The following is a 22,207-nucleotide window of genomic DNA, read 5'->3' as shown; positions in this document are numbered from 1 at the left end:
TTCGATTGATTGTCAGTTTTAGCGCGAAGCCAGTTTCTGCGGCTTATTGCTTGCCAGGCGAACTGGCGCGCTGTTCTTGGAAGAACGGGCGAAGCATGAGCCACCTTTGGATTTGATTCCGTCACACATGGCTTTGGCAGCTTCCGCATTGCCAAACCCGACAGCAGAGAGGCGGTACAGCGTCTTGCCGCGCGCCTGAACTTCAGCGCTGGCATGATCGAAATAGGCCAGCTCCTTGTTCTTGGCCGACAGGATTTTCCACGCCTTCTTCACATTTTCTGGTGAAGAAAACACGCCAAGCTGGACATAATGCTTGCCTTCCGAAGCCTTTTCGGAACGCGGTTTGAATGCGAAGTTCTGCAAGATCGGCTTGACCGCATCCATGGTCTGGACTGCGGCCGTCTTGACCGGTGCAGGCTTGGCAGCAGGCGCTGAACGCACAGGCTCCGCATCGGCCTTGATCAGAGGAGCTTTGGGGGTTTCAGCGGTTTTGACCGGAGCAGCGTCGCTGGCGGGAAGCTCAACGGCTGCGATTTTGACATCTTCTTCCGCTACGAGTGCGGTCGAAGCGTCCGCCACCGGTGCTTCGCCCATGACAGGAACGGTTGTCGGCTGGTCGAAGCTTGCCACTTCCTGTGCATAATCTTCAGCCGGCGTTTCAGCGACTGCGACGACAGCTGGAGCAGCATTCAGAGCCAGGCGAACCGGCTGACCCGGATCGGATTTGACCGGATTGACGTTGAGCAGCGATGCGACACGCACTTCATAGGCGCCCGGACGGGCCATCTGTGCCCACTGCATGACGCGCTTGTCGACTGCAGCCGGCTTGATATCCTGGGACGCCATGAGCTTGGCTTCTTTCCAGCGTCCGTCCAGGGCATAAGCCAGCCCCAGATTTTGGCGTGTACGACCATTCACATTGGCATCACGGATCGCCTGTTCGAGAACCTCTACAGCGACCTTGGTCTCGCCAGCGAGAGCCATCGCGAGACCGTAGTCGGCGACAGGGATCGCGTTCCGGCTATTTTCTACAAGACGTTTGGCTTTGGCCACTTTGCCTTGTCCGAGCTGCGCCAGTGCGAGGCTGAGGACGGTGCGGGCATCATTGGCACCGAGTTCCATCGCATCCATGAAACTGCGCTCAGCAGAGCTGAACCGGCCAGCTGCCAGATAGGCCTGACCAAGAAGAGCACGGGTATCGGCATCGGTGCCGACTCCTTCAACAGAGCGTTCGGCGTAGATCACAGCCTTGTCGATCTGACCTTTTGCCAGGGCCTTTTCGGCCTTTTTGGCATATTTGGCGCCATCCTTGACGGTCGCCGGCTTGCTGGAAACAGAAGCCACCGATCCTCCGAAGGGTCCACAGCCAGTCAGCGTCGTGCTGATGACCATGGTCGAAGCAGCCAATTTCAATATCAAATCGCGTTTCATTTTAATGCCCTCGCAAATTAATCTGTATATTCAGTCAAGCAGCGCCACGCGACGGAACGTGTGCGGCCAGTTCATCCAATTCAGGGATATTCTTCAAATATTCATCGACAGCTTTGGTTACCAACTGCTGTGCAGACTGGTTTTTCACCGCTGTTGCCAAACGCAATTTGAGATGCCGGTCGGCGTCGAGCCGAAGCGTAAAAGCCGCTTTGGCTTTTGCGGTCCGGGACCGTTTGGCCGGAGTCTTTTTCTTCGTGGTACGTTTGTGCGTACGTGCCGCTTCAACCACAGCCGAATGTTCTTCCAATGGCGCAACTTCGCGGGAAATCGACAATGGTACCGGTGTTGGTGCCGGCTGTTCCTGAGTGGTTTCTGCGCGCTGAGGTGCTGGCGCCGGTTCGCTGAGCCGATCGATAATTTTCTTCTGTTGCTTTTTCACGGCAGGAACCGGATCGGGAATAGCGCCCGCCAGTGGATTAAGGTTAACAGGTGCTCCCGAATCCGATCCATCAGAACCGTTTTCAGCTTCGCTGTGATCCGGATCGACATCATATCCCATGTCGTTCCAGCCCAGATCATCCTGACCTTCATGTGTCTGGTCGGGAAAAGCCGCGCCCTGACGCCGCATGGCCGGCTTTGCGCCGCCTTTGCGCGCAAGAAGCCCGGAAGAGAGAGAAGCAAGTGGTTTCATTGATCAGCCCTCCCTTCTCAAGATCCGACAACCCGGCGGCCGAAATTGCCTCCGGGGCGCTGCATGCCCACCTGTGTGGTCGGAGCCATGGCAGGCGACGAAAAGATGGTGCGCCGGAAATTTTTCTCGAGACGATCCGAGATATAGCTCCACAGTTGCACGATTTCCTGGGAAGACCGGCCTTCGGGATCCACTTCCATCACGGTACGACCGTCGATCATGGATCCGGCAAAATCCGTCCGGTGATGGACGGTGACCGGTGCAACGGTGCCGTGCTGGGACAGGGCCACAGCGGCCTCTGAGGTAATTTTTGCCTTGGGTGTCGCTCCGTTCACTACAAACAGCAGAGGCTTGCCGGCGCGTTCGCACAGATCGACCGTGGCACCGACGGCGCGCAGATCATGCGGGCTGGGCCGGGTGGGAATGACGATCAGTTCCGCGACGGAGATGACACTCTGAATGGCCATCGTAATCGCCGGCGGCGTATCGATAACAGCCAGTTTGAATCCTTGCTGACGCAGTATTTGCAAATCGGCAGCGAGACGGGAAACCGTGGTCTGGGCAAAGGCAGGCAGTTCCGCTTCCCGTTCGTTCCACCAGTCCGCGAGCGAACCCTGCGGATCGATATCAATCAAAACGACCGGACCGGCTCCGGCCAGCTGGGCCTGAACCGCGAGATGTCCTGACAGCGTTGTTTTGCCAGACCCACCTTTTTGCGATGCCATTGCTAGAACTCGCACTCTATTCCCCTTCGACAAACTTGGGCCACGGGATGCCCCGATAAAATTTCGTGAAGCCGGTTTGGCAGAACAGGGCTAAAATAGAGTTAACGAGGTCTGGAAGTTTTTCGGGACTTTCGATTTGACCGATTTTGTCCAGCGACAGGACCCTTCAAAGATCAAATCCAGCCCCGAATAACCAATTATTTGCAAAATGGCGTTAAGGCGGCATTAGTAGTGAAAATGCCTTGTTCCGTTCGCCTGAGGAAAATCTGATGAGAAACCCGCAAACAGCAATATCCGGCTTCATGAAGTCTTTCGTGCTCGCCAGTACCATGCTGTGCTCCATCCCCGCCCTGGCCGATGTCAAAGACGGCGTGGATGCCTGGGGTCGCGGGGACTACAAAACCGCCGTGAATGAATGGAAAGGCCCTGCTGCTGCTGGCGATGCGGATGCCCAGTTCAACCTCGCTCAGGCCTACAAGCTGGGCCGCGGAGTGCCGCAAAGCCTTGCCGAAGCCGAGAAATGGTACAAGCGGGCGGCAGACCAGGGCCATTTGCAGGCCAATGACAATTACGGTCTGATCCTTTTTCAGGCACAGCGACGGGGCGAGGCCCTGCCCTATCTTCAGGCCTCTGCAAACCGGGGGGAGCCGCGGGCGCAATATGTGCTGGGCACCGGCCACTTTAACGGGGATTTTGTCGAAAAGGACTGGATCAAGGCCTATGCGCTGATGAACCGGGCCTCGGCTCAGGGCTTGCCGCAAGCCACATCGAATCTGGCCCAGATGGACAAATATATCCCGCTGGATGACCGCCGGCGGGCAATCGAACTGGCCAGCCAGATGGAACAGAATGAAAAACGGGTGAGAACCGCGCAGGTTGGCGGCCTTCGCCCGGCGACAACACCCGGGGCCGTGCAAACGGCGCAACTGCCTCCGTCGCAGGCGGTATCACCCGCACCCCAGCCACGACCGGTTGCTCCGGCACCTGCCACCCGTCCGACTCCTGCTCCTGCGCCCGCTCCGACGGCAGCACCTCGTCCTGCTCCTGCACCTGTGCCAGTCAGGAGCGCCTCGCGTGGCTGGCGTGTTCAGCTGGGTGCGTTCAGTGATCAGAACAAGGCCAGAAACCTGTGGACATCCCTGGAAGGGCGGATTTCCGCCTTGCGGCAACTCCAGCCCTATCTCGTCCGCGGTGGCAATATTACGCGTCTGCAGGCCGGACCGTTTGCGACCCGCGCCGAAGCCGACCGGATGTGCAGCACCGTGAAATCCACCGGCAACGCCTGCATTGTCAAAAAGCGCTAGTTCAGCCTGTTACCCAGTCTTTGGCGGAAATACCCTGAGCATATAGCAATGCGGTAAGGTCATTGTGCCGGATCGCTGCGTCAGCGGCTGCGACCGCTTTTGGTTTGGCGTGATAGGCGACGCCCATTCCGGCCTTTTCGATCATCGGTATGTCATTCGCGCCGTCACCGATCGCCATGCATTCTGCCAGCGACAAGCCCTGTTCCCGTGCGGCATGTTCCAGCACCGCGGCCTTGCGCGCGGCGTCCACGATCGGTCCCGTCAATCCGCCGGTCAATCGTCCGTCATTTTCTTCGAGAGTATTTGCCTCGGTTCGTTCGAACCCGATTTGCTTGCCCACAGGTTCCGCGAAGCGCGTGAAACCCCCGGAAATCAGAATGGTTTTGGCGCCGCGACTGGCCATGGTTTGCACCAGCGCGGGGCCGCCAGGCATCAGCTGCACTTTTTCCGTCAAACATCTGCCGATGGCAGAAATTTCGAGATCTTTCAGCAATGCCACGCGGCCGCGCAGCGCCTGCTCAAAATCCAGCTCTCCCAGCATCGCGCGCTCGGTAATCTCGGCGATCTGCTCCTTGATGCCCGCATAATCCGCGAGTTCATCGATGCATTCGACAGTGATCATCGTGCTGTCCATATCAGAGATCAGCAGCTTCTTTTCCCGGCCCATTTCCGGTTGCACCGCTACGTCAAGCTGGCCCGTGTCGGCCAACGCCTTGCGGGAGGAACCCGGATCGCCTTCGAAACGGATGTCGGCGGCGCGACTATCCGATATTTGGCCGACCGAATGCACCTCGGCACCGATCCCGGACAATTTGTCCGCGGCGGCACTTAGCTCTCCCTTTTCCAGATGTTCTGCTGCTATGAGCGTGGCAATGAGCATGGTTTCTCCAGATGGACCCGACCCGGTTGATCCCGGCCCGGACAATATTGGCAAGGTCGCGCTGATCGTCGGACCGACAGCCAGCGGCAAATCGGCATTGGCACTGGAACTGGCCAAAAAGCAACCCTCGATCATCATCAATGCCGACAGCGCGCAGGTCTATGCGGACTTGCAGATCCTGAGCGCACGACCCACTGCGGATGAGATGGGAGACATCCCCCATAGCCTTTATGGCTATATCGACGGTGCCGAAGCCTGCTCGGCGGCAAGATGGGCGGCTGACGCAAAGGCTGAAATCCGGGAGGCCCATGCAGCAGGCCGGATGCCAATCCTCGTCGGGGGGACCGGGCTCTATGTCCGCACCCTGCTCGACGGCATTGCTCCCATTCCGGAAATTGACCCGAAAATCCGCCATGAAATCCGCAACATGGACACAATGGACGCTTATGACACCCTGCAGGCCGAGGATGAAGTATCTGCTGACCGGCTCAATCCCCGGGACAGCAGCCGGATCAAGCGGGCCCTGGAGGTCGTCCGGTCCACTGGCCATGCACTGGACCACTGGCACCGTCATCTGGAAGGGGGCATTGCAGATCAGATCCAGCTCAAACCCCTGGTCCTGCTGCCAGACCGCGACTGGCTCTATGAACGATGTGACCTGCGCTTCGAGCAGATGTGGGATGATGGTGCGGTCACCGAAGTGCAAAACCTGCTGCAGCGCAATCTCCCCGAGGATTGCCCGGTCATGCGGGCCATTGGTGTCCCGGAAATCCGGCAGTTTTTGGACGGTCACATGACCCGTGAGGAGGCAATCGCCGAGGCCTGCACCGCAACCCGGCGTTATGCCAAACGACAATATACCTGGTTCCGCAATCAGACTCCGGACGACTGGCCTCGCTGGAAGAGTAATATTTCATCTGCAAATATCAATGATATTGTAAGTTTATTACAATAAAAGCTGTTGACATAACATATATAGATATGTAGCGCCGCCCAGTTCCGCGGAAAATGATGCCGGGGAATGCGGTTGCGTTGCGTTGCAGCATAGCCTATCAATCGCCCGCCCTGTGCGGGTCTGGTGAAAAATTGGAGCAGATCGTGGCCGAAAAAAGCGGTGCAGACATATTGGTTGAAACATTGCTGGACCTCGGCGTGGATACCGTGTTCGGGTATCCGGGCGGTGCCGTCCTGCCGATTTACGACGGACTCTATGAGCATCCGAAGATCAAGCACATATTGGTGCGCCACGAACAGGCCGCCACGCATGCCGCAGAGGGTTATGCCCGTTCAACCGGAAAACCCGGCGTTGTGCTGGTCACATCCGGTCCAGGGGCGACCAATGCGGTCACCGGCATTACTGATGCCCTGATGGACTCCATTCCGATGGTTGTCATTACCGGTCAGGTGGCAACCAATCTGATTGGGACAGATGCCTTTCAGGAAGCAGACACGGTCGGTATCACCCGGCACTGCACGAAACATAATTATCTCGTGAAAAAGCCGTCGCAACTGGCCTCGGTCGTCCGCGAAGCCTTTCATATCGCGACAGAAGGCCGCCCAGGACCGGTCGTGATCGATATTCCCAAGAATGTCCAGGTTGCAGCGACCGAGTTTCAGCGTCATGGCGGCAAGCATAATAATCGCTATCAGCCGCAGATTGACGGGGACTTCAAGGCTGTCAACGAAGCCGCCGAAATGATCATGCAGGCCAAAGCGCCGATATTCTATACCGGCGGCGGGATCATTAACAGCGGCCCCAAAGCCAGCGAAACGCTGCAGGAACTGGCCGCCCTTACCGGCGCTCCGGTCACCTCGACCCTGATGGGTCTGGGCGCTTTTCCGGCCTCTTCGGATCAGTGGCTCGGCATGCTGGGCATGCATGGGACTTTTGAAGCCAATATGGCGATGAACCGCGCCGATCTCATCATCTGCCTCGGTGCGCGTTTTGATGACCGGATTACGGGCCGGATCGACGCTTTCTCGCCGGACAGCAAGAAAATCCATGTCGATATTGACCGCTCTTCGATCAACAAGACGATCCGCGTGGATCTGCCAGTTGTCGGTGATGTCGGACGCGTCATGGAACAATTGCTGGCGGTCCTGAAGGGCCGCAAATTTTCCGCGCCGGATTATGAAGAATGGTGGGCCCGGATCAAGGGCTGGCGTGCGCGCAACTGTCTGGAATATCCGGAAAATGACAAGGAAATCATGCCACAACTGGCGGTCCGGAAACTCTGGGAAGCAACAAAAGACCGTGACCCCATTATCACCACCGAGGTCGGACAGCACCAGATGTGGGCCGCACAGCATTTCGATTTTGAACTGCCCAACAAATGGCTCACCAGCGGCGGTCTGGGGACCATGGGCTATGGCCTGCCTGCCGCCATTGGCGCCCAGCTCGGCAATCCCGACAGCCTGGTGATCGACATTGCCGGCGAAGCCTCGATCCAGATGAATATCCAGGAACTGGGGACGGCCACGCAATACCGGTTGCCGGTCAAGCTTTTCATCCTCAACAACGAATATATGGGGATGGTCAGGCAATGGCAGGAACTGACATATGAAAGCCGCTATTCAAATAGTTATTCCGATAGTTTGCCAGACTTTGTGAAGCTGGCCGAAAGCTATGGCTGGAAGGGCATTTGCATTGAAAAGCCTGCTGACCTGGAAGCCGGGATCAAGGAAATGATCGAAACCGATGGTCCGGTTCTGGTCGATTGCCGGGTGGCCAAGCTGGCCAATTGCTTCCCGATGATTCCGTCCGGCGCGGCCCATACCGAGATGCTGCTGTCTCCGGAAGACATCAAGGGCACGATGGACGATCAGGCCAAGGCGCTGGTGTAAGGGGACGGGATGATGCGTATCAAGGAAGAAGCCGTTGAACGTCATGTTCTCGCCGTCATGGTCGACAATGAAGCCGGCATATTGGCCCGCATTGCAGGCATGTTCACCGCACGCGGCTATAATATCGAAAGCCTGACGGTGGCGGATATCAGCGAAGATCATGCGATCAGCCGGATCACGATCGCCACCAACGGCCCGCCGCATGTCATCGAACAGATCATTGCCCAGCTGGATCGTCTGGTTCCGGTCCACAGCGTCCGCGACCTGACCGAAGCAGGACCACATGTTCAGCGGGAACTGGCACTCGTAAAAGTTGCCGGGAAAGGCGAAAACCGGATCGAGGCCATGCGCCTCGCCGACGCCTATCGCGCCCGTATCGTTGATGCATCAACCGAAAGCTTCGTCTTCGAAATCACCGGTGCGCCGGACAAGATCGAGACCTTTGTGGCTCTGATGCGCGAAGTGGGCCTCGTCGAAGTCGGCCGAACCGGCGTTGTCGCCATTTCCCGCGGACCCGATGCCGCGTGAACAGCCTGTTACTCTATGTTGCGGCCTTCCTCGCGTTGATCACCATGCTGATCCATTCGATCGTTGGAGAGAAGCGGTTGATCAGTCCGCTGGTCAATTCGAATGATGGTATAATGGCGCAGAATCTCGCGAAACAGGTCCTTCGCTTTGCCTGGCATTTCATGACGCTTCTCGGGCTTATCGCGGTCTATGTCCTGTTCGACGCTGCCAGGAGCTTTCCGGCTGTCGACAGGGTTTTGCTGCTCCTCACCGGAACAGTGTTTCTTGTGGCTGGTGTTTACGATGCCATTGTCACGCGCGGAAAACATATTGGCTGGCCATTTCTGGCTGGCATCGGAGTTCTGACCCTTATTGCATTATATATCTGAACCTAAGGAAGAAAAATGAAAGTCTATTATGACGCCGACGCAGATATCAATCTGATCACAGGCAAGAAAATCGCAATTGTTGGCTATGGCAGTCAGGGCCATGCCCATGCCCAGAACCTGCGGGACAGTGGCGTGAAGGAAGTCGCCATTGCTCTGCGCGAAGGTTCAGCGACTGCCAAAAAGGCGGAAGATGCGGGCTTCAAGGTATTGTCCAATGCCGACGCTGCAGCCTGGGCCGACATTGTCATGATCCTCGCCCCCGACGAGCACCAAGCCGCAATTTATGCCGCCGACTATCATGAAAATATGAAATCGGGTGCCGCCCTCGCCTTCGCACACGGGCTAAACGTCCATTTTGGCCTGATCGAACCCCGGGAAGATCTCGACGTCATCATGATCGCACCCAAAGGCCCCGGTCACACGGTACGCAGCGAGTATCAGCGCGGCGGCGGTGTGCCCTGTCTGGTCGCGGTCCAGGCAGATCGCAGCGGCAATGCGCTCGACGTCGCGCTCGCCTATGCTTCGGGTGTCGGCGGCGGTCGGTCGGGCATCATCGAGACCAATTTCCGCGAGGAATGCGAAACCGACCTTTTCGGTGAACAGGCTGTGCTGTGCGGCGGTATCACCCATCTCATCCAGGCCGGCTTCGAGACATTGACGGAAGCGGGATACGCTCCGGAAATGGCCTATTTTGAATGCCTTCATGAGACCAAGCTGATTGTCGACCTGCTCTATGAGGGTGGCATTGCCAATATGCGCTATTCCATATCAAACACCGCCGAATATGGCGATATCACGACCGGACCCCGGATTATCACCGACGAAACCAAGGCCGAGATGAAGCGAGTGCTGGCGGACATTCAATCGGGACGGTTTGTGAAGAATTTCGTGCTCGACAACCGGGCGGGTCAGCCGGAGCTGAAAGCCTCCCGCAAGGCCGCGGAAGCGCATCCGATCGAGGAAACCGGTGCCCAGCTCCGGGCGATGATGCCATGGATCGGTGCCAATCAGCTGGTTGATAAAGAGAAAAACTGATTGAACTGTCACCCCAGCGCAGGCTGGGGCCTCGGGCGTTTGTACATGTTTGCATGAGACCCCAGCCTGCGCTGGGGTGACGGAAAACCAAAAAAAAGGGCGGCGGAGTATATCCGTCGCCCTTTCTGTTTCTCTGACCACAATTATCAGCTGGCATAGTGCTCGCTGGGATCATGGGTCGGGTAATTCTTGTCACCATTCTCGATGAAGCCCGGAATATCTTCGTTCCAGCGGGTTGCCACATCTTCGCTGAAATTCAGATACAGCTTGCCGTCAACGATCTTGTAGACATTTGGATCACCGGGAGCGAGCGCGTCATTGGCGCCGATGGCCCAGGCGCAATAGCCGCCATATTGCGGGGCGTATTTCGCCGGATCCGCCTGGAATGTTGCGGCATTTTCCGCGTTCGCGAACTGATAGTCAAAGCCCTGGTAACGCACGCGGAATTCGTCGCTGCCTTCCACCGGTGCATCGCCGGAGAAGTAGCTCACCGCGTCATATCCGGACAGGGCAAGGGTTTCGCCCTGATTCTTGGTATAGATCGGGCCCTGTGGGTCACCGCCGAGATCAGCGATCAGTCCGGCGGGAGCCGTAACTTCTGCCGTTTCACCATTGTCGGATGAGGGGGCGGCACAGGCGATCGGCAGGGTTGCCATCATGATCGCCGCGAAAATTGCTTTATTCTGTTTCATAGTTATTTCCTCTGTTCGATTTGAGGACCGGGAGGGGCACTGTGATACATGCCCATGCCACTCCCGGCCAGATGGTTTGGGTTATTCCGGTGCACAGGCTCCGCAGGCTGCGGCACAGGCCGAAGCTGCACAAGCCGAGGCAGCACAGGCTGCTGCGCAACTGGCAGCGGCACATTCCGCGGCGCAGGCTGCGGCACATGCAGCTTCAGCGACCTTGGTTTTCTGGGTTTTCGCCTTGTAGGTTTTGGTTGGCGCCGCATAACAGCGAGCGATTGCCGTGGACGGTGCAGCCGCCAGGGTCAGTCCGCCGGCGACGGCGAGCATGGCAGCAAGTTTGCGTTGGTTGTTCATGATTGTTTCCTTCGTTTTCGGTTGGGGGTTATACGCGTGACGAAAGCGTGTCGCTTGACCTAGCCGCCAAATTTCGCGGTATCGGGGAATTTCGGCCAGTTGATGTCCGCCTTCTTGATGAAGCCGGCAATATCGGTCAGCCAGGTTTTCTGGACCTGTTTGTTGACGTTGAAATAGAGTTTGCCGTCGACAACCTTGTAAACGAGCGGATCACCAGGTGCGAGCGAGCCGCGGGACATGGCCCAGGCGCAATGTCCACCATATTGCGGCGCAAAGGCCGTCGGCTTTTCCTTGAACTTCTCGGCATTGGCAGCGGTGCTGAAATAATAGTCTGCGCCCTTGTACGACACGCGATGCGCCTTGCTGCCTTTGACCGGAACACCGGAACCGGTGAAATATGACGTGACGTCATAACCGCCGACGGCAACATTGCCGCCTTTCACTCCGGTATAGGTCGGGCCGGCCAAAGCCGGTGCGGTGGGGAGCGCCAGCGTTGCGGCCGAAGCCGTCAACGCCAGTGCCAGGGGAACAATAATCGATTTCATTTTTTGGTCCTTCAATTTTTCTTGTCTAAAGAATGGGGGATTTATTTCGTTTGTAATTCAGGGTCTTGAGAAACTTGTTGAGCCGTTGTGCTCGGACAATGTTTCGCTGGACCAGATGAAAAGGTTTCACGTGCATGAAAAAAAATGCACCACCGCCGGTTGATTTTTGCGTCAAGCCAGATAGAGAATGCGATATGGCAAGGTTCTGTAACTCACAGCTACTGCGACTTATGCGCCCTTAGGCGCCCTGTTTCGCTGCGTCCTGCAGCGAGCTGTGTCTAAGGGATATTTTTTTCCGAAATTGAAAATTCAGGAGCCCTTTTCGCTTTGCGCGAAACCGCTCGCAGCATAAGAGTATCGACCATGCATTCCGACCCTTCCCGCAAATACCGTCCGTTCGGCCAGATTGATTTGCCCGATCGCCAGTGGCCCTCCCGCACCATCGACAAGGCCCCGCGCTGGCTTTCCACCGACCTGCGTGATGGCAATCAGGCGCTGATCGACCCCATGGACGCGGAGAAAAAGCAGCGCTTCTTTGATCTGCTGGTGAAAATCGGGATCAAGGAAATAGAAGTCGGCTTTCCATCCGCCGGAGCGACAGATTTCGATTTTATCAGCGGACTGGTCCGGTCAGGCAGAATACCCGATGATGTCATGGTCCAGGTCCTGACCCAGTCGCGGCGTGATCTGATAGAAACCAGCTTTGCCAGCCTGGAGGGAGCGAAACAGGCAATTGTCCATCTCTATAATGCGGTATCTCCTGCCTGGCGCGATGTCGTCTTCAAGCTGGGCAAGGATGGCGTGAAAGACATCGCCAGGGAAGGCGCTACGATCCTTCGTGAACAGGCCGAAAAATATCCGGATACCGACTGGCATTTCGAATATTCGCCGGAAACATTCTCGACAGCCGAACTGGATTTCAGCCTCGAGGTTTGCGAAGTTGTGATGGACATTATTGAGCCGACAGCCGAAAAACCGCTGATTCTGAACCTGCCGGCGACGGTGGAAGCCGCCACTCCCAATATCTATGCCGATCAGGTGGAGTGGATGTGCCGCAATATCAGCAAGCGCGAACATGTGGTGATCAGTCTGCACACCCATAATGACCGGGGATCTGGCATTGCCGCTTCCGAACTGGGCATGATGGCGGGAGCCGACAGGGTGGAAGGCTGCCTGTTCGGCAATGGCGAGCGAACCGGCAATGTCGATCTGGTGACACTGGGTCTCAACATGTACACGCAAGGCGTTGATCCCGGAATCGATTTTTCCGACATGGACGAGATCGTCAACACGGTCGAATATTGCAATCAGCTGCCTGTACCCGAGCGGCATCCCTATGCCGGAGAACTGGTTTTCACTGCCTTTTCCGGGTCGCATCAGGATGCGATCAAGAAAGGCTTCGCCGCGCAGGAACAGCGCAATGATGAATTGTGGAACGTGCCCTATCTGCCCATCGATCCCCGCGATATTGGCCGCGACTATGAGGCCGTCATCCGGGTCAACAGCCAGTCCGGCAAAGGCGGCATCGCCTGGATTCTCGAGCAGGATTACGGGCTGAAACTGCCGAAGCGCCTGCAGGCCAATTTTAGCCGGACCGTGCAGGAACTGGCCGACCAGACCAGCCGTGAACTGTCCTCTGAAGATATCTGGGGCGCGTTTCGCCAGCGCTATCATCTCGATGGTGACGGAAAATATGGTCTGGAGGACTATCAGGAAAGCCAGACCGGCGGCGAACGCATATTTGTCGGCAAGGTCACGGGGCCCGAGGGCGAAATCACTGTCAGCGGTCGCGGCAATGGCCTGATCTCCAGTGTTGTGGATGCCCTGTCTTCGTCACTGGGCGTCAATCTGGAAATCATGGATTATCAGGAACATGCCCTGGGCTCCGGCAAGGATGCGCAAGCAGCAGCCTATGTCGAATGCCGCACCGAGGACGGCAAGGAATTCTATGGAGTGGGAATCAACAGCGATGTTGCCCGGGCTTCCGTCGAGGCGCTCCTGAGTGCGCTCAACCGCGTGTGAATCACAAAAATTAAGCACCCGGTTAAATTAACAGTGGAATCCGCTGTGCCTTGCGGTATGGCTGCCATTCACTTTTGCGAACGGGGAATCCATGACTCTACCAGCTATTTTTGACAATCTGCGCCTGCCACTTATCGGCTCGCCACTTTTCATCGTGTCCGGACCGGAACTGGTAATCGCCCAGTGCAAGGCTGGAATCGTCGGATCCTTCCCTGCCCTCAACGCTCGCCCGCAAAGCCTTCTCGATGAATGGATGCACCAGATTACCGAGGAACTGGCCGCATGGAACCGGGACAATCCCGACAAGCCTGCTGCGCCGTTTGCGGTCAACCAGATCGTTCACAAGTCCAATGACCGGCTCGACCAGGACATGGAAACCTGCGCCAAGTGGAAAGTGCCGATCATCATCACTTCGCTGGGCGCAATCGAGGATTTGAACAAGGCCGTACATGGCTGGGGCGGCATCACCCTGCACGACATTATCAACAACCGCTTTGCCAACAAGGCGATCGAAAAAGGTGCGGACGGCCTGATCCCGGTTGCTGCCGGGGCTGGCGGCCATGCCGGGACCTTGTCTCCGTTCGCGCTGATGCAGGAAATCCGCGAGTGGTTTGACGGTCCGATTGCCCTGTCCGGCGCGATTGGCAGCGGCGCGTCCATTCTTGCGGCCCAGGCCATGGGCGCCGATCTCGGCTATGCCGGCTCCGCTTTCATCGCGACCAAAGAAGCCAATGCGGACCAAGGCTACAAGGAGGGTATTGTCGAAGGCAAGGCCGCCGATATTGTCTATTCCGACCTGTTTACCGGTGTGAAAGGCAATTATCTGCGCCAGTCGATTGAAAATGCCGGGCTGGACCCGGACAACCTGCCCGAAGGCGATTACAGCACGATGAATTTCGGCTCTGGCGGCAATACCGAGAAGAAAGCCTGGAAAGACATCTGGGGCTGTGGCCAGGGTGTCGGCCTCATCGACGAAGTGATGAGTGTCCAGGACATGGTCGACCAGTTCACCGAAGAATATCGCGCCGCGCGGGAAAGCCTGAAAGAGCGCTTTAACTACTAATCAAAATCACCCACGCGAAGCCCTGCTGGGTGGGACAAACGATATCGGTTTCATCCGGTTATTTAGTTATCGCGCTCATCGATGCTGTTCTCGATCAGGCTGACGATCTCGGGGGCGCTCGGTAAATCGAGATTGCCAAACGCAACCATGGAGTAACCATTGGGCAGCAGCCGGTAGCGCGTGCTGGCCCCCGGGGCACCCCCCGCTATTCCGGCGCCGCGCGTCCGGCTGACAAAACCTTTCCCGAAAATCTGTTCGAGCGAACGGGAGGAGATCAGGACATTGTTTCGCAATGCCTTGTCGAGTTTGACAAAATCCAGAACGGTGGAAAATCCTCCTCCGGCAGCTGTGCCCCGATCGGCGAACATGTTGGTGTTCGCGATCAAGTCGCGCCCCGCTAACTGATCCGGACTTTCCGCAATGCCATCAAGGCCTTCCACGCGATAACCGATGGCTTGGGGCTCGCTGTGTGGCTCGTCCCGCGAAAAACCGGAGGCTTCCATGCCTGCCGGAACAAATATGTGGTTCCTGACATAGGAGTAGTAGTCTTCGCCAGAGACCAGTTCTATGATGCGGCCAAGAAGAATATAGCCCGCATTGCTATATGCCCGGTCAGATCCAGGCGGGAATGCAGGCGGTTGTCTTTCAAACAATCGCAAATAGTCGGCATGCGTTTTCAGATCCCGTTTCTGGAGATCATATTCATCGGTAAAGATATCACCAAGACCGGATTGCATCTTCATCAGATGCCTGATGGTCGCCTGTTCGCGGATGGTCACGTCGACATAGTCGGGCATATATTTGCCAACCGGTTCGTCCAGATTCAGTTGCCCGGTTTCAACCAGCTGCATGACTGCAATTGAGGTGAGAAGTTTCCCGGTAGAAGCGAGGCCGAATCGGGTTTCGACCGTATTGAGCCTGCGAGCTTCCCGATCTGCATATCCATGAGCTGTCGAGAAGGTCAGTTTCCCATTGAGCGCCACAGCAATCGCACCAGAAAAATTCCGATCAACCACCAGATTTTTCCAATGGTCATGTTGAGCGACATCTTTTTCCTGATTGGCCGGCACGCTTTCGACGGATTCAGTCACAGGAGAACAACTGGCAATCGCCAGTGGAGCCAGCGCCAAGATCAATATTTTTACGTCCACAACACCCTCTCTGCTTTACCGAATCGATATGCGCTGCCACCTACTCCAAATGACAGATCATAATTTGACTAGTATGCCCGGCCTTACCAAAATGGCCATTCGCCTGTTGATCGACAGACAGACGCTCGACATTTTTGATGTGGTTGGTGATCAGGAGATGAGTGCAAAACAGATTGGCGATGCTCTCGATAAAACCGCCAAGGATATCTGGTATTCATTGCGGCAACTGGTCAAGGCAGAGCTGTTAATTGAAGCCGGACTGAAAAAGCGAAAAGGCCGGCCGCAAAAACTTTATCGCACCAGCGCAAAGAGCTTTTTCATTCCCGCTGACCAACGAACGAACACCGTCGGTCAAAATCTTGGCGCCAAGCTGCTAGAGTGCCTCGAGCATGGCGATGATGCGCTCGGGGAACGTTTTTATTTCGACGGTTCAAAATGGCGCGTGGAGAAAATCTACGAACAGCCGCGATCCCGGACAAAGCTCCTCGAGGAATTCTGGATGGTGACCGAACTTGGTCCTGAAAATGCAGACCAATTTTCGGCGGATGTCCGCAAGATTTTCGACAAATATCAGAAGAAAAAAATTCGCAGCAAAAACCGGACGCTGGTGCACTTCGCGTTCGCGCCCCTACCCTGAGCAAACCATCTGATCTCTGGAAATTGGGGAAAAGCAGAACGAGGCCAGGCCTCTGTTGTCAATGCGCTGATCCGCCAGGTCGACGGAACAGCCTGCAGCTGGTTCACCCCTTCCGCCCTCCAGCTAGGGATGCAGCATGATATACTGGTCGGTATATCCCAAATACGGGCCGCAATTTTCCGAACAGGGCCTGGAGATCACTTTCCCCTGCTTGTCTTTGTACACCAGTTTCCCTTGCGGAAGAAGCACCGCATTGTCCCCTGAATCGAGCATGTTTTGACCAAGGACGGCGTTTCCCGATGTGACACCGAACGCTTCAAGTATGGTTGGGTACAAGTCAATGGTGCCGTAGACGTTCGACACCGTGGTACCTTCAAAGCTCGCATGACAAATCATTGCAGGTATGCGTGACTGGGCAATTTCACCATCTCGAGGGTGAACGTAGCTGGGGTGATCTGCCGTAAGAATGAACAGGTTTTTGCCATCCTCGAAACCTGCGCTTTGCATGGAAAACAGCTCTGAAATCATTTGGTCAACTTCATTCATCGTGGCGAGATAGTCGGAAAGGATATCCGAGCTTGCGCCAATCGAGAATTTTTCTGCAGTCTGCGCTGAATAGCCCTGGTAAGGGCCGTGAGACTGATAGTTGAAGAAGTAGTGGAAGGATTTTTGGGAATCCTTGAGCGAAGCCGCCAGGGCCTTTTTCGCAAACAGGCGTTCCTGGATCGTCTCATGCGGTTTTTGAAAGTCGGTCTCGACCGAGTTGATTTTCTCATATGCGATGTTCCGCCCGTAATATCCGGCATTGTTATTGTGAGCGAACCTCGAAACCACGCCCGCCGACCGCAACTGGTCATAGAGCGTCTCCACGCGGGAAAAATCGGTGTTTCTCAAAGCCGGAAGCCGGAGTGATGGAACCAGCCCCGTCGCCACGGAAAATTCCGCATCTGAAGAACCTCCCGCTCCCTTCATCGCGAGGAAGTTGGTGTAGTTGACGCATTTGCTGCGCAGCTCGTCAACAAAAGGCATGACTGGTTTGCCAGACAAACTGGCTTCAATGGCTTCCGAGTCAAAGGACTCGATTTGGACAAGGATGATACGATCAACATCCTTTGGCATCGACGACGTAGCTTGTGAGGAAACCGGATCTGGAGAAATCAATTTGGAGATTCTGCCAGGATAAGCGGCTTTCGGTCCCAGATACCCTCCCTTGATATTCACCCATTCGTTGATCGAGTTGTAGGAGAAACCGGCCAGTCCGAACCGGCGCACAAGCGTTTCGTTACCCAGGCTCTGGCTAATGCCCGGAAGGCCAAATTGATAAACACTGGTGGAAAAGACCGCCAAAGGTAACAGGACCAGCGCCAGGACGCCTTGAACGGGCAATCGATGCCGGGGAACCAAATAGAATAACAGCGCCGCAGTGATGACGAGCAACACTTCCCGATAGCCGAATATTTGTTTGAAATAATGCCCCATGACTTCACTGACATCTGACACATTGCCGGAGCCAAAAGTGTAGAGTTCAGGAATGAAGCCAAAATAGGGAAAGAAACCCACCAGAAAATATATGTAGAGAAAATAGACGATTAGCCCCAGATATCCCAGGACCTTGACGATCGACCGGGACGATTGTGCCATATAGGCAGGAACGATCAGAATGAGGCAGTGCAGAGCCGCCACCATCAATTTTGCGATCTGAAAAAACTGATTTTGATTGGCAGTGAACAAAAACAGTGCCGAATAGAAAATCAAACCGGAAAGATAGATCGCGCCGCCGATCAACAACAAAGATCTCAAGACTATGCCCTTCCGTCTTTCATATCGACCCGACACCGGTGCGAAAGGAAAACCACACTACTGGGACCGGACACCATCATCGTTGGCTGCTCACGCAGCCGTCTTTGTTTTGTAACGCAGCTTTCTTAAAATTGTAACATTGCGATTGATATGGCCTGCCGCCAATCAACGCAATGATTTCCTGTTATTTGTATCCTTTTGGGACCTGATTGAGGCTCAGAACGGCAAATGCCTCCGGTTCTGTTAGAGCATGTGTTTATCGTGAACTTGGACAGACAACAGTGGTCGGTTCAGCAGCATATAGTCATCTCGAAGCGGACGAGCGTTTATTCCTGTTTCCCCCTCGCCGTATTGATAACCGCTACAGTTGATCCATCAGTGGCACTTTTCGACAGCTCACTTACATGGGCTTTGCGCCACTGTTATGCGTAACCCAAGAACGCAACAAATCCATGGTCGGCATCTATGATTTAGACCGCATCGCAACGGAAATCGGGATCACGCACGCATTCTGATAATTTCTTGAATGCCATAATGGTTGGTGCATTGCGACACTCCGCCATTGGACAATGAGGGCCAGTTTCCCCGTCTCGGCTTTCGGTGAAATCCAAACCGGACTATATTTTCCGTTTCATGATATAACCGGCAATCAGGAGGTACTGCTATGCGCATTATCCAGATCATCACGTTCTTGTCCGTCGGCACCCTTGTGTCCTGCGGCGCACCGGTTCCACAACCCTTTGATCCGTCTTCGGGAAAATGGGTTGATCTCAGCCATTCCTATGGCGCGGAAACAATCTACTGGCCGACATCGGACAAATTCGCGCTGGAGACGGTTTCTGAAGGCGACACGGACGGCGGATATTATTACAGTGCCTACAAGTTCACCACTGCGGAACATGGTGGCACCCATCTGGATGCTCCGGTCCATTTCGCCCGGGGAAAGCATTCTACCGAGAATATCCCGATATCCAGCCTGACCGGACCGGCTGCTGTCATCGACGTGAGCGACGTCGTACAGGATAATGCCGACTATCAGATCGGGGTGGCAGACATTGCAAGATGGGAAGCCCTGCACGGACCCGTGCCAGCGGGTGCACAGGTGCTGTTCCACACTGGCTGGGCGGCGCGCTGGCCAGATGCCAAACGCTATCTCGGCACCGATGAACGCGGTGCAGCAGCGACAGCCAAATTGCGATTTCCGGGCCTTTCACCGGAGGCGGCAACTTTTCTGGCGGAGGAACGGCAAATTGAGAGTGTCGGCCTCGATACAGCCAGTCTGGATTTTGGCCGATCCACAGGATTCGAAGCCCATCGCATATTGATGGAGAAGAATATCATTGGTTATGAGAACGTCACCGGGCTGGAACAACTGCCGCCTATAGGCGCTTATTTGGTGGCTCTGCCGATGAAAATAGAGGGCGGGAGTGGCGGGCCGCTCAGAATAGTCGCCTTTGTGCCATCTGCCGCAGAGACAGTCGGGCAGAACTAGCTACATTTCTCCGCGTGCACGGCGGATAGCGAACCATTTTTCGACATTGGCATTGTGCTCGGCCAGTGTCCTGGCGAAGACATGTCCGCCTTTGCCGTCCGCCACAAAGAACAGGTACTCGGTCTCTACAGGGTTCAGCACAGCCTCGATCGACGCCCGGCCAGGATTCGCAATCGGTCCTTTGGGCAGGCCGACCATCGAATAGGTGTTGTAATCGTTAACCGCAGCAATTTCCGACTGCCGGATTCGCCGACCCAGCGGCTTGCCCTTCGTGATCGGGTAGATGATCGTCGGATCTGCCTGCAGCATCATGTTGCGATTGACACGGTTGCTGTACACCGCCGCGACCGTTCGACGCTCGCTCGCCACCGCGGTTTCTTTTTCGACGATGGACGCCAGAATTACTGCTTCCTCGGGTGTTTTTACCACGCTGGCTGCGGTCTTTTTTGGCCATAATTCGCTCATGGTTTCCTGCATCGCCTTTTGCATCCGGGACAGGACGGCCGCGCGTTTTTCGCCACGCTCAAAGCTGTAACTGTCGGGCAGCACGGACCCTTCTGCCGGAACCGGAATTTCCCCGGTGAGCAACGGCTCGGCCATCAGTTTTTCATGAACGATAATGGAGGGCGTGCCTTCAGGAATGGTGACCAGTCGCTGGACCGTTTGTCCGCCCTGGAGAATGGACAATATCTGGGAATTGCTCGCTCTGGCCGGGATATTGAATTCTCCCGCCTTGATCGGCTCCGATCCCCCGAAAACCCTGGCGCGGTTGAGGAAACCGTCCGCTGATTTCAGCACACCTTCCTGTTCGAGCGTCCGTGCAGCCTGGCTCAGGCTGGATCCGGATGCAATGATCACAGTCTTTTCCGCCTCAAGCGGCCCGCTTGCCGTCCAGCCATAGAGAAAATTCCCGGCCAGCAGGCCGACTATCGCAACAGCGGCAATCAGAACAAGGCAACCGAAGCGCCGCATGTCCGGATCAGACCGCTTTCATGATGACGCTGGCATTGGTGCCGCCAAATCCGAAGCTGTTGCTGAGCACGGCCCGGACTTCCCGTTGTTTGGCAACATGGGGTACCAGGTCGACACCTTCACAGCTGTCTTCCGGATCGTCGAGATTGAGCGTCGGCGGCACGGTCTGGTCACGCATCGCAAGGATCGAGAAAATAGCTTCCACTGCGCCTGCACCACCAAGCAAATGGCCGATGGCAGACTTGGTCGAGCTCATTGACATGGTGGCTATATCATCACCAAACAGACGCCGAACCGCGGCAAGTTCCAGAACATCTGCCATGGTGGATGTACCATGTGCATTTACATAATCGATATCTGCCGTGCTCAGACCCGAGCGGTTCAGGGCCATTTCCATGGACCGGTAAGCGCCAACACCATCGGGATGCGGAGCCGTCACGTGATGGGCGTCTCCGGACAGTCCATATCCCGCAACTTCGGCATATATGGTCGCTCCCCGCGCCTTTGCGCGCTCATATTCTTCCAGCACGACAACCCCGGCGCCCTCGCCCATAACGAATCCGTCGCGGTTCTTGTCATAGGGACGGGAGGCCGCTTCGGGATCGTCATTGCGCGTCGAAAGCGCCTTGGCCTGCGCAAAACCGGCGATACCGATCGGGCAGATGGTGGCCTCGGCGCCGCCGGCCAGCATGATGTCCGCGTCGTCCAGTGCGATCATCCGGGCTGCATCCCCGATGCTGTGTGCACCGGTCGAACAGGCGGTGACTACGGCATGATTGGGCCCCATCAGGCCATATTTGATCGAAACCTGTCCGGAGATCAGATTGATCAGCCGCCCGTGCACAAAGTGCGGGCTAACCCGGCCCGGTCCACGTTCGGCCAGGACCAGGGATTCCTTTTCAATGCCCGGCAATCCCCCGATACCGGACCCGATCGAACAGCCAGTTCGCAGTTTTTCCTCGTCGGTCATATCCATGAGGCCGGCATCTTCCAGGGCCTGACCTGCGGCATCTATGCCATAGACGATGAACGGATCCACCTGTCGCTGGACCTTGTGATCCACCCGCAGATTGGGATCAAAGCCATATTCATGCTCAGGCGGTTTGACTTCGCAGGCGATGGTGGCTTTCTGGTCAGAGGCATCAAATTTCGTGATCTGTCCTGCCCCGGACTTCGATGCGAGGATGTTTTTCCAGCTGGTTTCGACATCTCCACCCAAAGGCGTCACCAAACCCAGTCCGGTCACTACGACACGACGCATGTTCTGCTCCTTATGACGGGCTCCCCTAAAGCCCCAATTGAAAAGCGGCCACCGGTTCGGAAATTCTCCCGGGCCGGTGAGCCGCTTTTGCGATATTTAGCGATCATTGGCCCCGGAATGCGCATCGCATCCCAAAATCAATCAACCCTTGTTGTTGTCGATGAAATCAATGGCATCTTTGACGGTGGCGATTTTCTCGGCGGCATCATCCGGAATTTCGACGCTGAATTCTTCTTCAAAAGCCATGACCAGTTCAACAATATCGAGGCTGTCCGCACCCAGATCATCAATGAACGCCGCTTCTTCGGTCACTTTGTCAGCTTCTACGCCAAGATGTTCAACAACAATCTTTTTTACGCGGTCTGCAGTCTCACTCATGGGAGTTCCTTCTTCGTTAGGAATGAATTTCAATTTC

At 55.9% G+C, this 22,207-nt stretch carries 22 protein-coding genes; 10 read left to right on the top strand and 12 right to left on the bottom strand.

Annotation, left to right across the window (positions count from 1 at the left end):
- Positions 1–18: 18 nt before the first annotated feature.
- Genes BUQ90_RS11890 through BUQ90_RS11880 form a run of 3 tightly spaced genes read right to left on the bottom strand, consistent with a single transcriptional unit; the run spans position 19 to position 2,862 of the window.
- Entirely contained in the window at positions 19–1,431 is a 1,413-nt protein-coding gene (locus BUQ90_RS11890) for an SPOR domain-containing protein (RefSeq protein ID WP_074205404.1), read from the bottom strand.
- 34 nt (positions 1,432–1,465) lie between these two features.
- Positions 1,466–2,122, bottom strand: a complete 657-nt coding sequence (locus BUQ90_RS11885) for a hypothetical protein (RefSeq protein WP_074205403.1) — start codon at positions 2,120–2,122, stop codon at positions 1,466–1,468.
- Between the two features lie 17 nt (positions 2,123–2,139).
- Positions 2,140–2,862 (bottom strand): ParA family protein, encoded by a 723-nt coding sequence (locus BUQ90_RS11880; RefSeq protein ID WP_074205402.1) that lies wholly within the window; start codon positions 2,860–2,862, stop codon positions 2,140–2,142.
- Between the two features lie 254 nt (positions 2,863–3,116).
- On the opposite strand from BUQ90_RS11880, the gene BUQ90_RS11875 reads away from it, so the two are divergent.
- Positions 3,117–4,151, top strand: coding sequence for an SPOR domain-containing protein (locus BUQ90_RS11875; RefSeq protein WP_239447422.1), 1,035 nt, complete (start codon positions 3,117–3,119; stop codon positions 4,149–4,151).
- A gap of 1 nt (position 4,152) precedes the next feature.
- Here BUQ90_RS11875 and serB read toward each other — a convergent pair whose 3' ends face one another.
- A complete protein-coding gene (gene serB / locus BUQ90_RS11870; RefSeq protein ID WP_074205401.1) occupies positions 4,153–5,031 on the bottom strand; it encodes a phosphoserine phosphatase SerB in 879 nt (292 codons plus the stop codon).
- Between serB and miaA the strand changes: the two genes are divergently transcribed.
- From miaA to ilvC, 5 genes are all read left to right on the top strand, one after another.
- A complete protein-coding gene (gene miaA, locus BUQ90_RS11865) occupies positions 5,030–5,986 on the top strand; it encodes a tRNA (adenosine(37)-N6)-dimethylallyltransferase MiaA (RefSeq protein WP_074205400.1) in 957 nt (318 codons plus the stop codon). The genes serB and miaA overlap by 2 nt on opposite strands.
- Positions 5,987–6,129: 143 nt before the next feature.
- Complete coding sequence (locus BUQ90_RS11860) at positions 6,130–7,875, top strand: acetolactate synthase 3 large subunit (RefSeq protein ID WP_074206393.1); 1,746 nt, start codon at positions 6,130–6,132, stop codon at positions 7,873–7,875.
- 12 nt (positions 7,876–7,887) lie between these two features.
- Positions 7,888–8,403, top strand: a complete 516-nt coding sequence (gene ilvN / locus BUQ90_RS11855; RefSeq protein WP_074206392.1) for an acetolactate synthase small subunit — start codon at positions 7,888–7,890, stop codon at positions 8,401–8,403.
- Positions 8,400–8,771 (top strand): hypothetical protein, encoded by a 372-nt coding sequence (locus BUQ90_RS11850; protein ID WP_084192685.1) that lies wholly within the window; start codon positions 8,400–8,402, stop codon positions 8,769–8,771. The genes ilvN and BUQ90_RS11850 overlap by 4 nt, the downstream gene beginning before the upstream one ends.
- Positions 8,772–8,786: 15 nt before the next feature.
- The gene (gene ilvC, locus BUQ90_RS11845) at positions 8,787–9,806 is read left to right on the top strand and encodes a ketol-acid reductoisomerase (protein ID WP_074205399.1); all 1,020 of its coding nucleotides are present in this window, start codon (positions 8,787–8,789) and stop codon (positions 9,804–9,806) included.
- 146 nt (positions 9,807–9,952) lie between these two features.
- On the opposite strand, the gene BUQ90_RS11840 is transcribed toward ilvC, so the two are convergent.
- The 3 genes from BUQ90_RS11840 to BUQ90_RS11830 all read right to left on the bottom strand — a co-directional run bounded on the left by BUQ90_RS11840 (position 9,953) and on the right by BUQ90_RS11830 (position 11,394).
- A complete protein-coding gene (locus tag BUQ90_RS11840) occupies positions 9,953–10,498 on the bottom strand; it encodes a YHS domain-containing (seleno)protein (protein WP_074205398.1) in 546 nt (181 codons plus the stop codon).
- A gap of 81 nt (positions 10,499–10,579) precedes the next feature.
- Entirely contained in the window at positions 10,580–10,849 is a 270-nt protein-coding gene (locus BUQ90_RS11835; RefSeq protein WP_074205397.1) for a hypothetical protein, read from the bottom strand.
- Positions 10,850–10,908: 59 nt separating this feature from the next.
- Positions 10,909–11,394 carry a YHS domain-containing (seleno)protein gene (locus BUQ90_RS11830; protein ID WP_074205396.1) on the bottom strand — a complete coding sequence of 162 codons (486 nt, stop codon included), beginning with the start codon at positions 11,392–11,394 and terminating at the stop codon, positions 10,909–10,911.
- Positions 11,395–11,757: 363 nt separating this feature from the next.
- Here BUQ90_RS11830 and leuA point away from each other — a divergent pair, with 363 nt between their 5' ends.
- Positions 11,758–13,416: a 2-isopropylmalate synthase gene (gene leuA / locus BUQ90_RS11825; RefSeq protein WP_074205395.1), complete on the top strand. Its 1,659-nt coding sequence runs from the start codon at positions 11,758–11,760 to the stop codon at positions 13,414–13,416.
- 91 nt (positions 13,417–13,507) lie between these two features.
- Positions 13,508–14,479, top strand: a complete 972-nt coding sequence (locus BUQ90_RS11820) for an NAD(P)H-dependent flavin oxidoreductase (RefSeq protein WP_074205394.1) — start codon at positions 13,508–13,510, stop codon at positions 14,477–14,479.
- Between the two features lie 62 nt (positions 14,480–14,541).
- On the opposite strand, the gene BUQ90_RS11815 is transcribed toward BUQ90_RS11820, so the two are convergent.
- Positions 14,542–15,495, bottom strand: coding sequence for a serine hydrolase domain-containing protein (locus tag BUQ90_RS11815; RefSeq protein WP_159437098.1), 954 nt, complete (start codon positions 15,493–15,495; stop codon positions 14,542–14,544).
- Positions 15,496–15,538: 43 nt separating this feature from the next.
- Here BUQ90_RS11815 and BUQ90_RS11810 point away from each other — a divergent pair, with 43 nt between their 5' ends.
- Positions 15,539–16,267 carry a winged helix-turn-helix domain-containing protein gene (locus tag BUQ90_RS11810; RefSeq protein ID WP_159437097.1) on the top strand — a complete coding sequence of 243 codons (729 nt, stop codon included), beginning with the start codon at positions 15,539–15,541 and terminating at the stop codon, positions 16,265–16,267.
- A 123-nt stretch (positions 16,268–16,390) separates the two neighbouring features.
- Here BUQ90_RS11810 and BUQ90_RS11805 read toward each other — a convergent pair whose 3' ends face one another.
- Positions 16,391–17,827: an LTA synthase family protein gene (locus BUQ90_RS11805; RefSeq protein ID WP_204244791.1), complete on the bottom strand. Its 1,437-nt coding sequence runs from the start codon at positions 17,825–17,827 to the stop codon at positions 16,391–16,393.
- Between the two features lie 904 nt (positions 17,828–18,731).
- On the opposite strand from BUQ90_RS11805, the gene BUQ90_RS11800 reads away from it, so the two are divergent.
- Entirely contained in the window at positions 18,732–19,559 is an 828-nt protein-coding gene (locus BUQ90_RS11800) for a cyclase family protein (RefSeq protein ID WP_074205390.1), read from the top strand.
- Here BUQ90_RS11800 and mltG read toward each other — a convergent pair whose 3' ends face one another.
- From mltG to BUQ90_RS11785, 3 genes are all read right to left on the bottom strand, one after another.
- On the bottom strand, positions 19,560–20,531 hold the full coding sequence (gene mltG / locus BUQ90_RS11795; protein ID WP_074205389.1) for an endolytic transglycosylase MltG: 972 nt from the start codon (positions 20,529–20,531) through the stop codon (positions 19,560–19,562).
- 7 nt (positions 20,532–20,538) lie between these two features.
- Positions 20,539–21,792 carry a beta-ketoacyl-ACP synthase II gene (fabF, locus tag BUQ90_RS11790; RefSeq protein ID WP_074205388.1) on the bottom strand — a complete coding sequence of 418 codons (1,254 nt, stop codon included), beginning with the start codon at positions 21,790–21,792 and terminating at the stop codon, positions 20,539–20,541.
- A gap of 141 nt (positions 21,793–21,933) precedes the next feature.
- Positions 21,934–22,170 carry an acyl carrier protein gene (locus tag BUQ90_RS11785; protein ID WP_074205387.1) on the bottom strand — a complete coding sequence of 79 codons (237 nt, stop codon included), beginning with the start codon at positions 22,168–22,170 and terminating at the stop codon, positions 21,934–21,936.
- Between the last annotated feature and the right edge of the window lie 37 nt (positions 22,171–22,207).

This window comes from Parasphingorhabdus marina DSM 22363 (genome assembly GCF_900128895.1).
GTDB lineage: Bacteria > Pseudomonadota > Alphaproteobacteria > Sphingomonadales > Sphingomonadaceae > Parasphingorhabdus > Parasphingorhabdus marina.
This window is presented reverse-complemented; position numbering and strand designations above follow the sequence as displayed.

Excerpts from the sequence above, each read along its gene's own strand:
- BUQ90_RS11835 (WP_074205397.1), bottom strand. The coding sequence starts at position 10,849 with ATGAACAACCAACGCAAACTTGCTGCCATGCTCGCCGTCGCCGGCGGA.
- BUQ90_RS11820 (WP_074205394.1), top strand. The coding sequence starts at position 13,508 with ATGACTCTACCAGCTATTTTTGACAATCTGCGCCTGCCACTTATCGGC.
- BUQ90_RS11800 (WP_074205390.1), top strand. The coding sequence starts at position 18,732 with ATGCGCATTATCCAGATCATCACGTTCTTGTCCGTCGGCACCCTTGTG.
- serB (WP_074205401.1), bottom strand. The coding sequence starts at position 5,031 with ATGCTCATTGCCACGCTCATAGCAGCAGAACATCTGGAAAAGGGAGAG.
- fabF (WP_074205388.1), bottom strand. The coding sequence starts at position 21,792 with ATGCGTCGTGTCGTAGTGACCGGACTGGGTTTGGTGACGCCTTTGGGT.
- BUQ90_RS11885 (WP_074205403.1), bottom strand. The coding sequence starts at position 2,122 with ATGAAACCACTTGCTTCTCTCTCTTCCGGGCTTCTTGCGCGCAAAGGC.
- ilvN (WP_074206392.1), top strand. The coding sequence starts at position 7,888 with ATGCGTATCAAGGAAGAAGCCGTTGAACGTCATGTTCTCGCCGTCATG.
- leuA (WP_074205395.1), top strand. The coding sequence starts at position 11,758 with ATGCATTCCGACCCTTCCCGCAAATACCGTCCGTTCGGCCAGATTGAT.
- ilvC (WP_074205399.1), top strand. The coding sequence starts at position 8,787 with ATGAAAGTCTATTATGACGCCGACGCAGATATCAATCTGATCACAGGC.
- BUQ90_RS11785 (WP_074205387.1), bottom strand. The coding sequence starts at position 22,170 with ATGAGTGAGACTGCAGACCGCGTAAAAAAGATTGTTGTTGAACATCTT.
- BUQ90_RS11875 (WP_239447422.1), top strand. The coding sequence starts at position 3,117 with ATGAGAAACCCGCAAACAGCAATATCCGGCTTCATGAAGTCTTTCGTG.
- BUQ90_RS11840 (WP_074205398.1), bottom strand. The coding sequence starts at position 10,498 with ATGAAACAGAATAAAGCAATTTTCGCGGCGATCATGATGGCAACCCTG.
- BUQ90_RS11890 (WP_074205404.1), bottom strand. The coding sequence starts at position 1,431 with ATGAAACGCGATTTGATATTGAAATTGGCTGCTTCGACCATGGTCATC.
- mltG (WP_074205389.1), bottom strand. The coding sequence starts at position 20,531 with ATGCGGCGCTTCGGTTGCCTTGTTCTGATTGCCGCTGTTGCGATAGTC.
- BUQ90_RS11830 (WP_074205396.1), bottom strand. The coding sequence starts at position 11,394 with ATGAAATCGATTATTGTTCCCCTGGCACTGGCGTTGACGGCTTCGGCC.
- miaA (WP_074205400.1), top strand. The coding sequence starts at position 5,030 with ATGGTTTCTCCAGATGGACCCGACCCGGTTGATCCCGGCCCGGACAAT.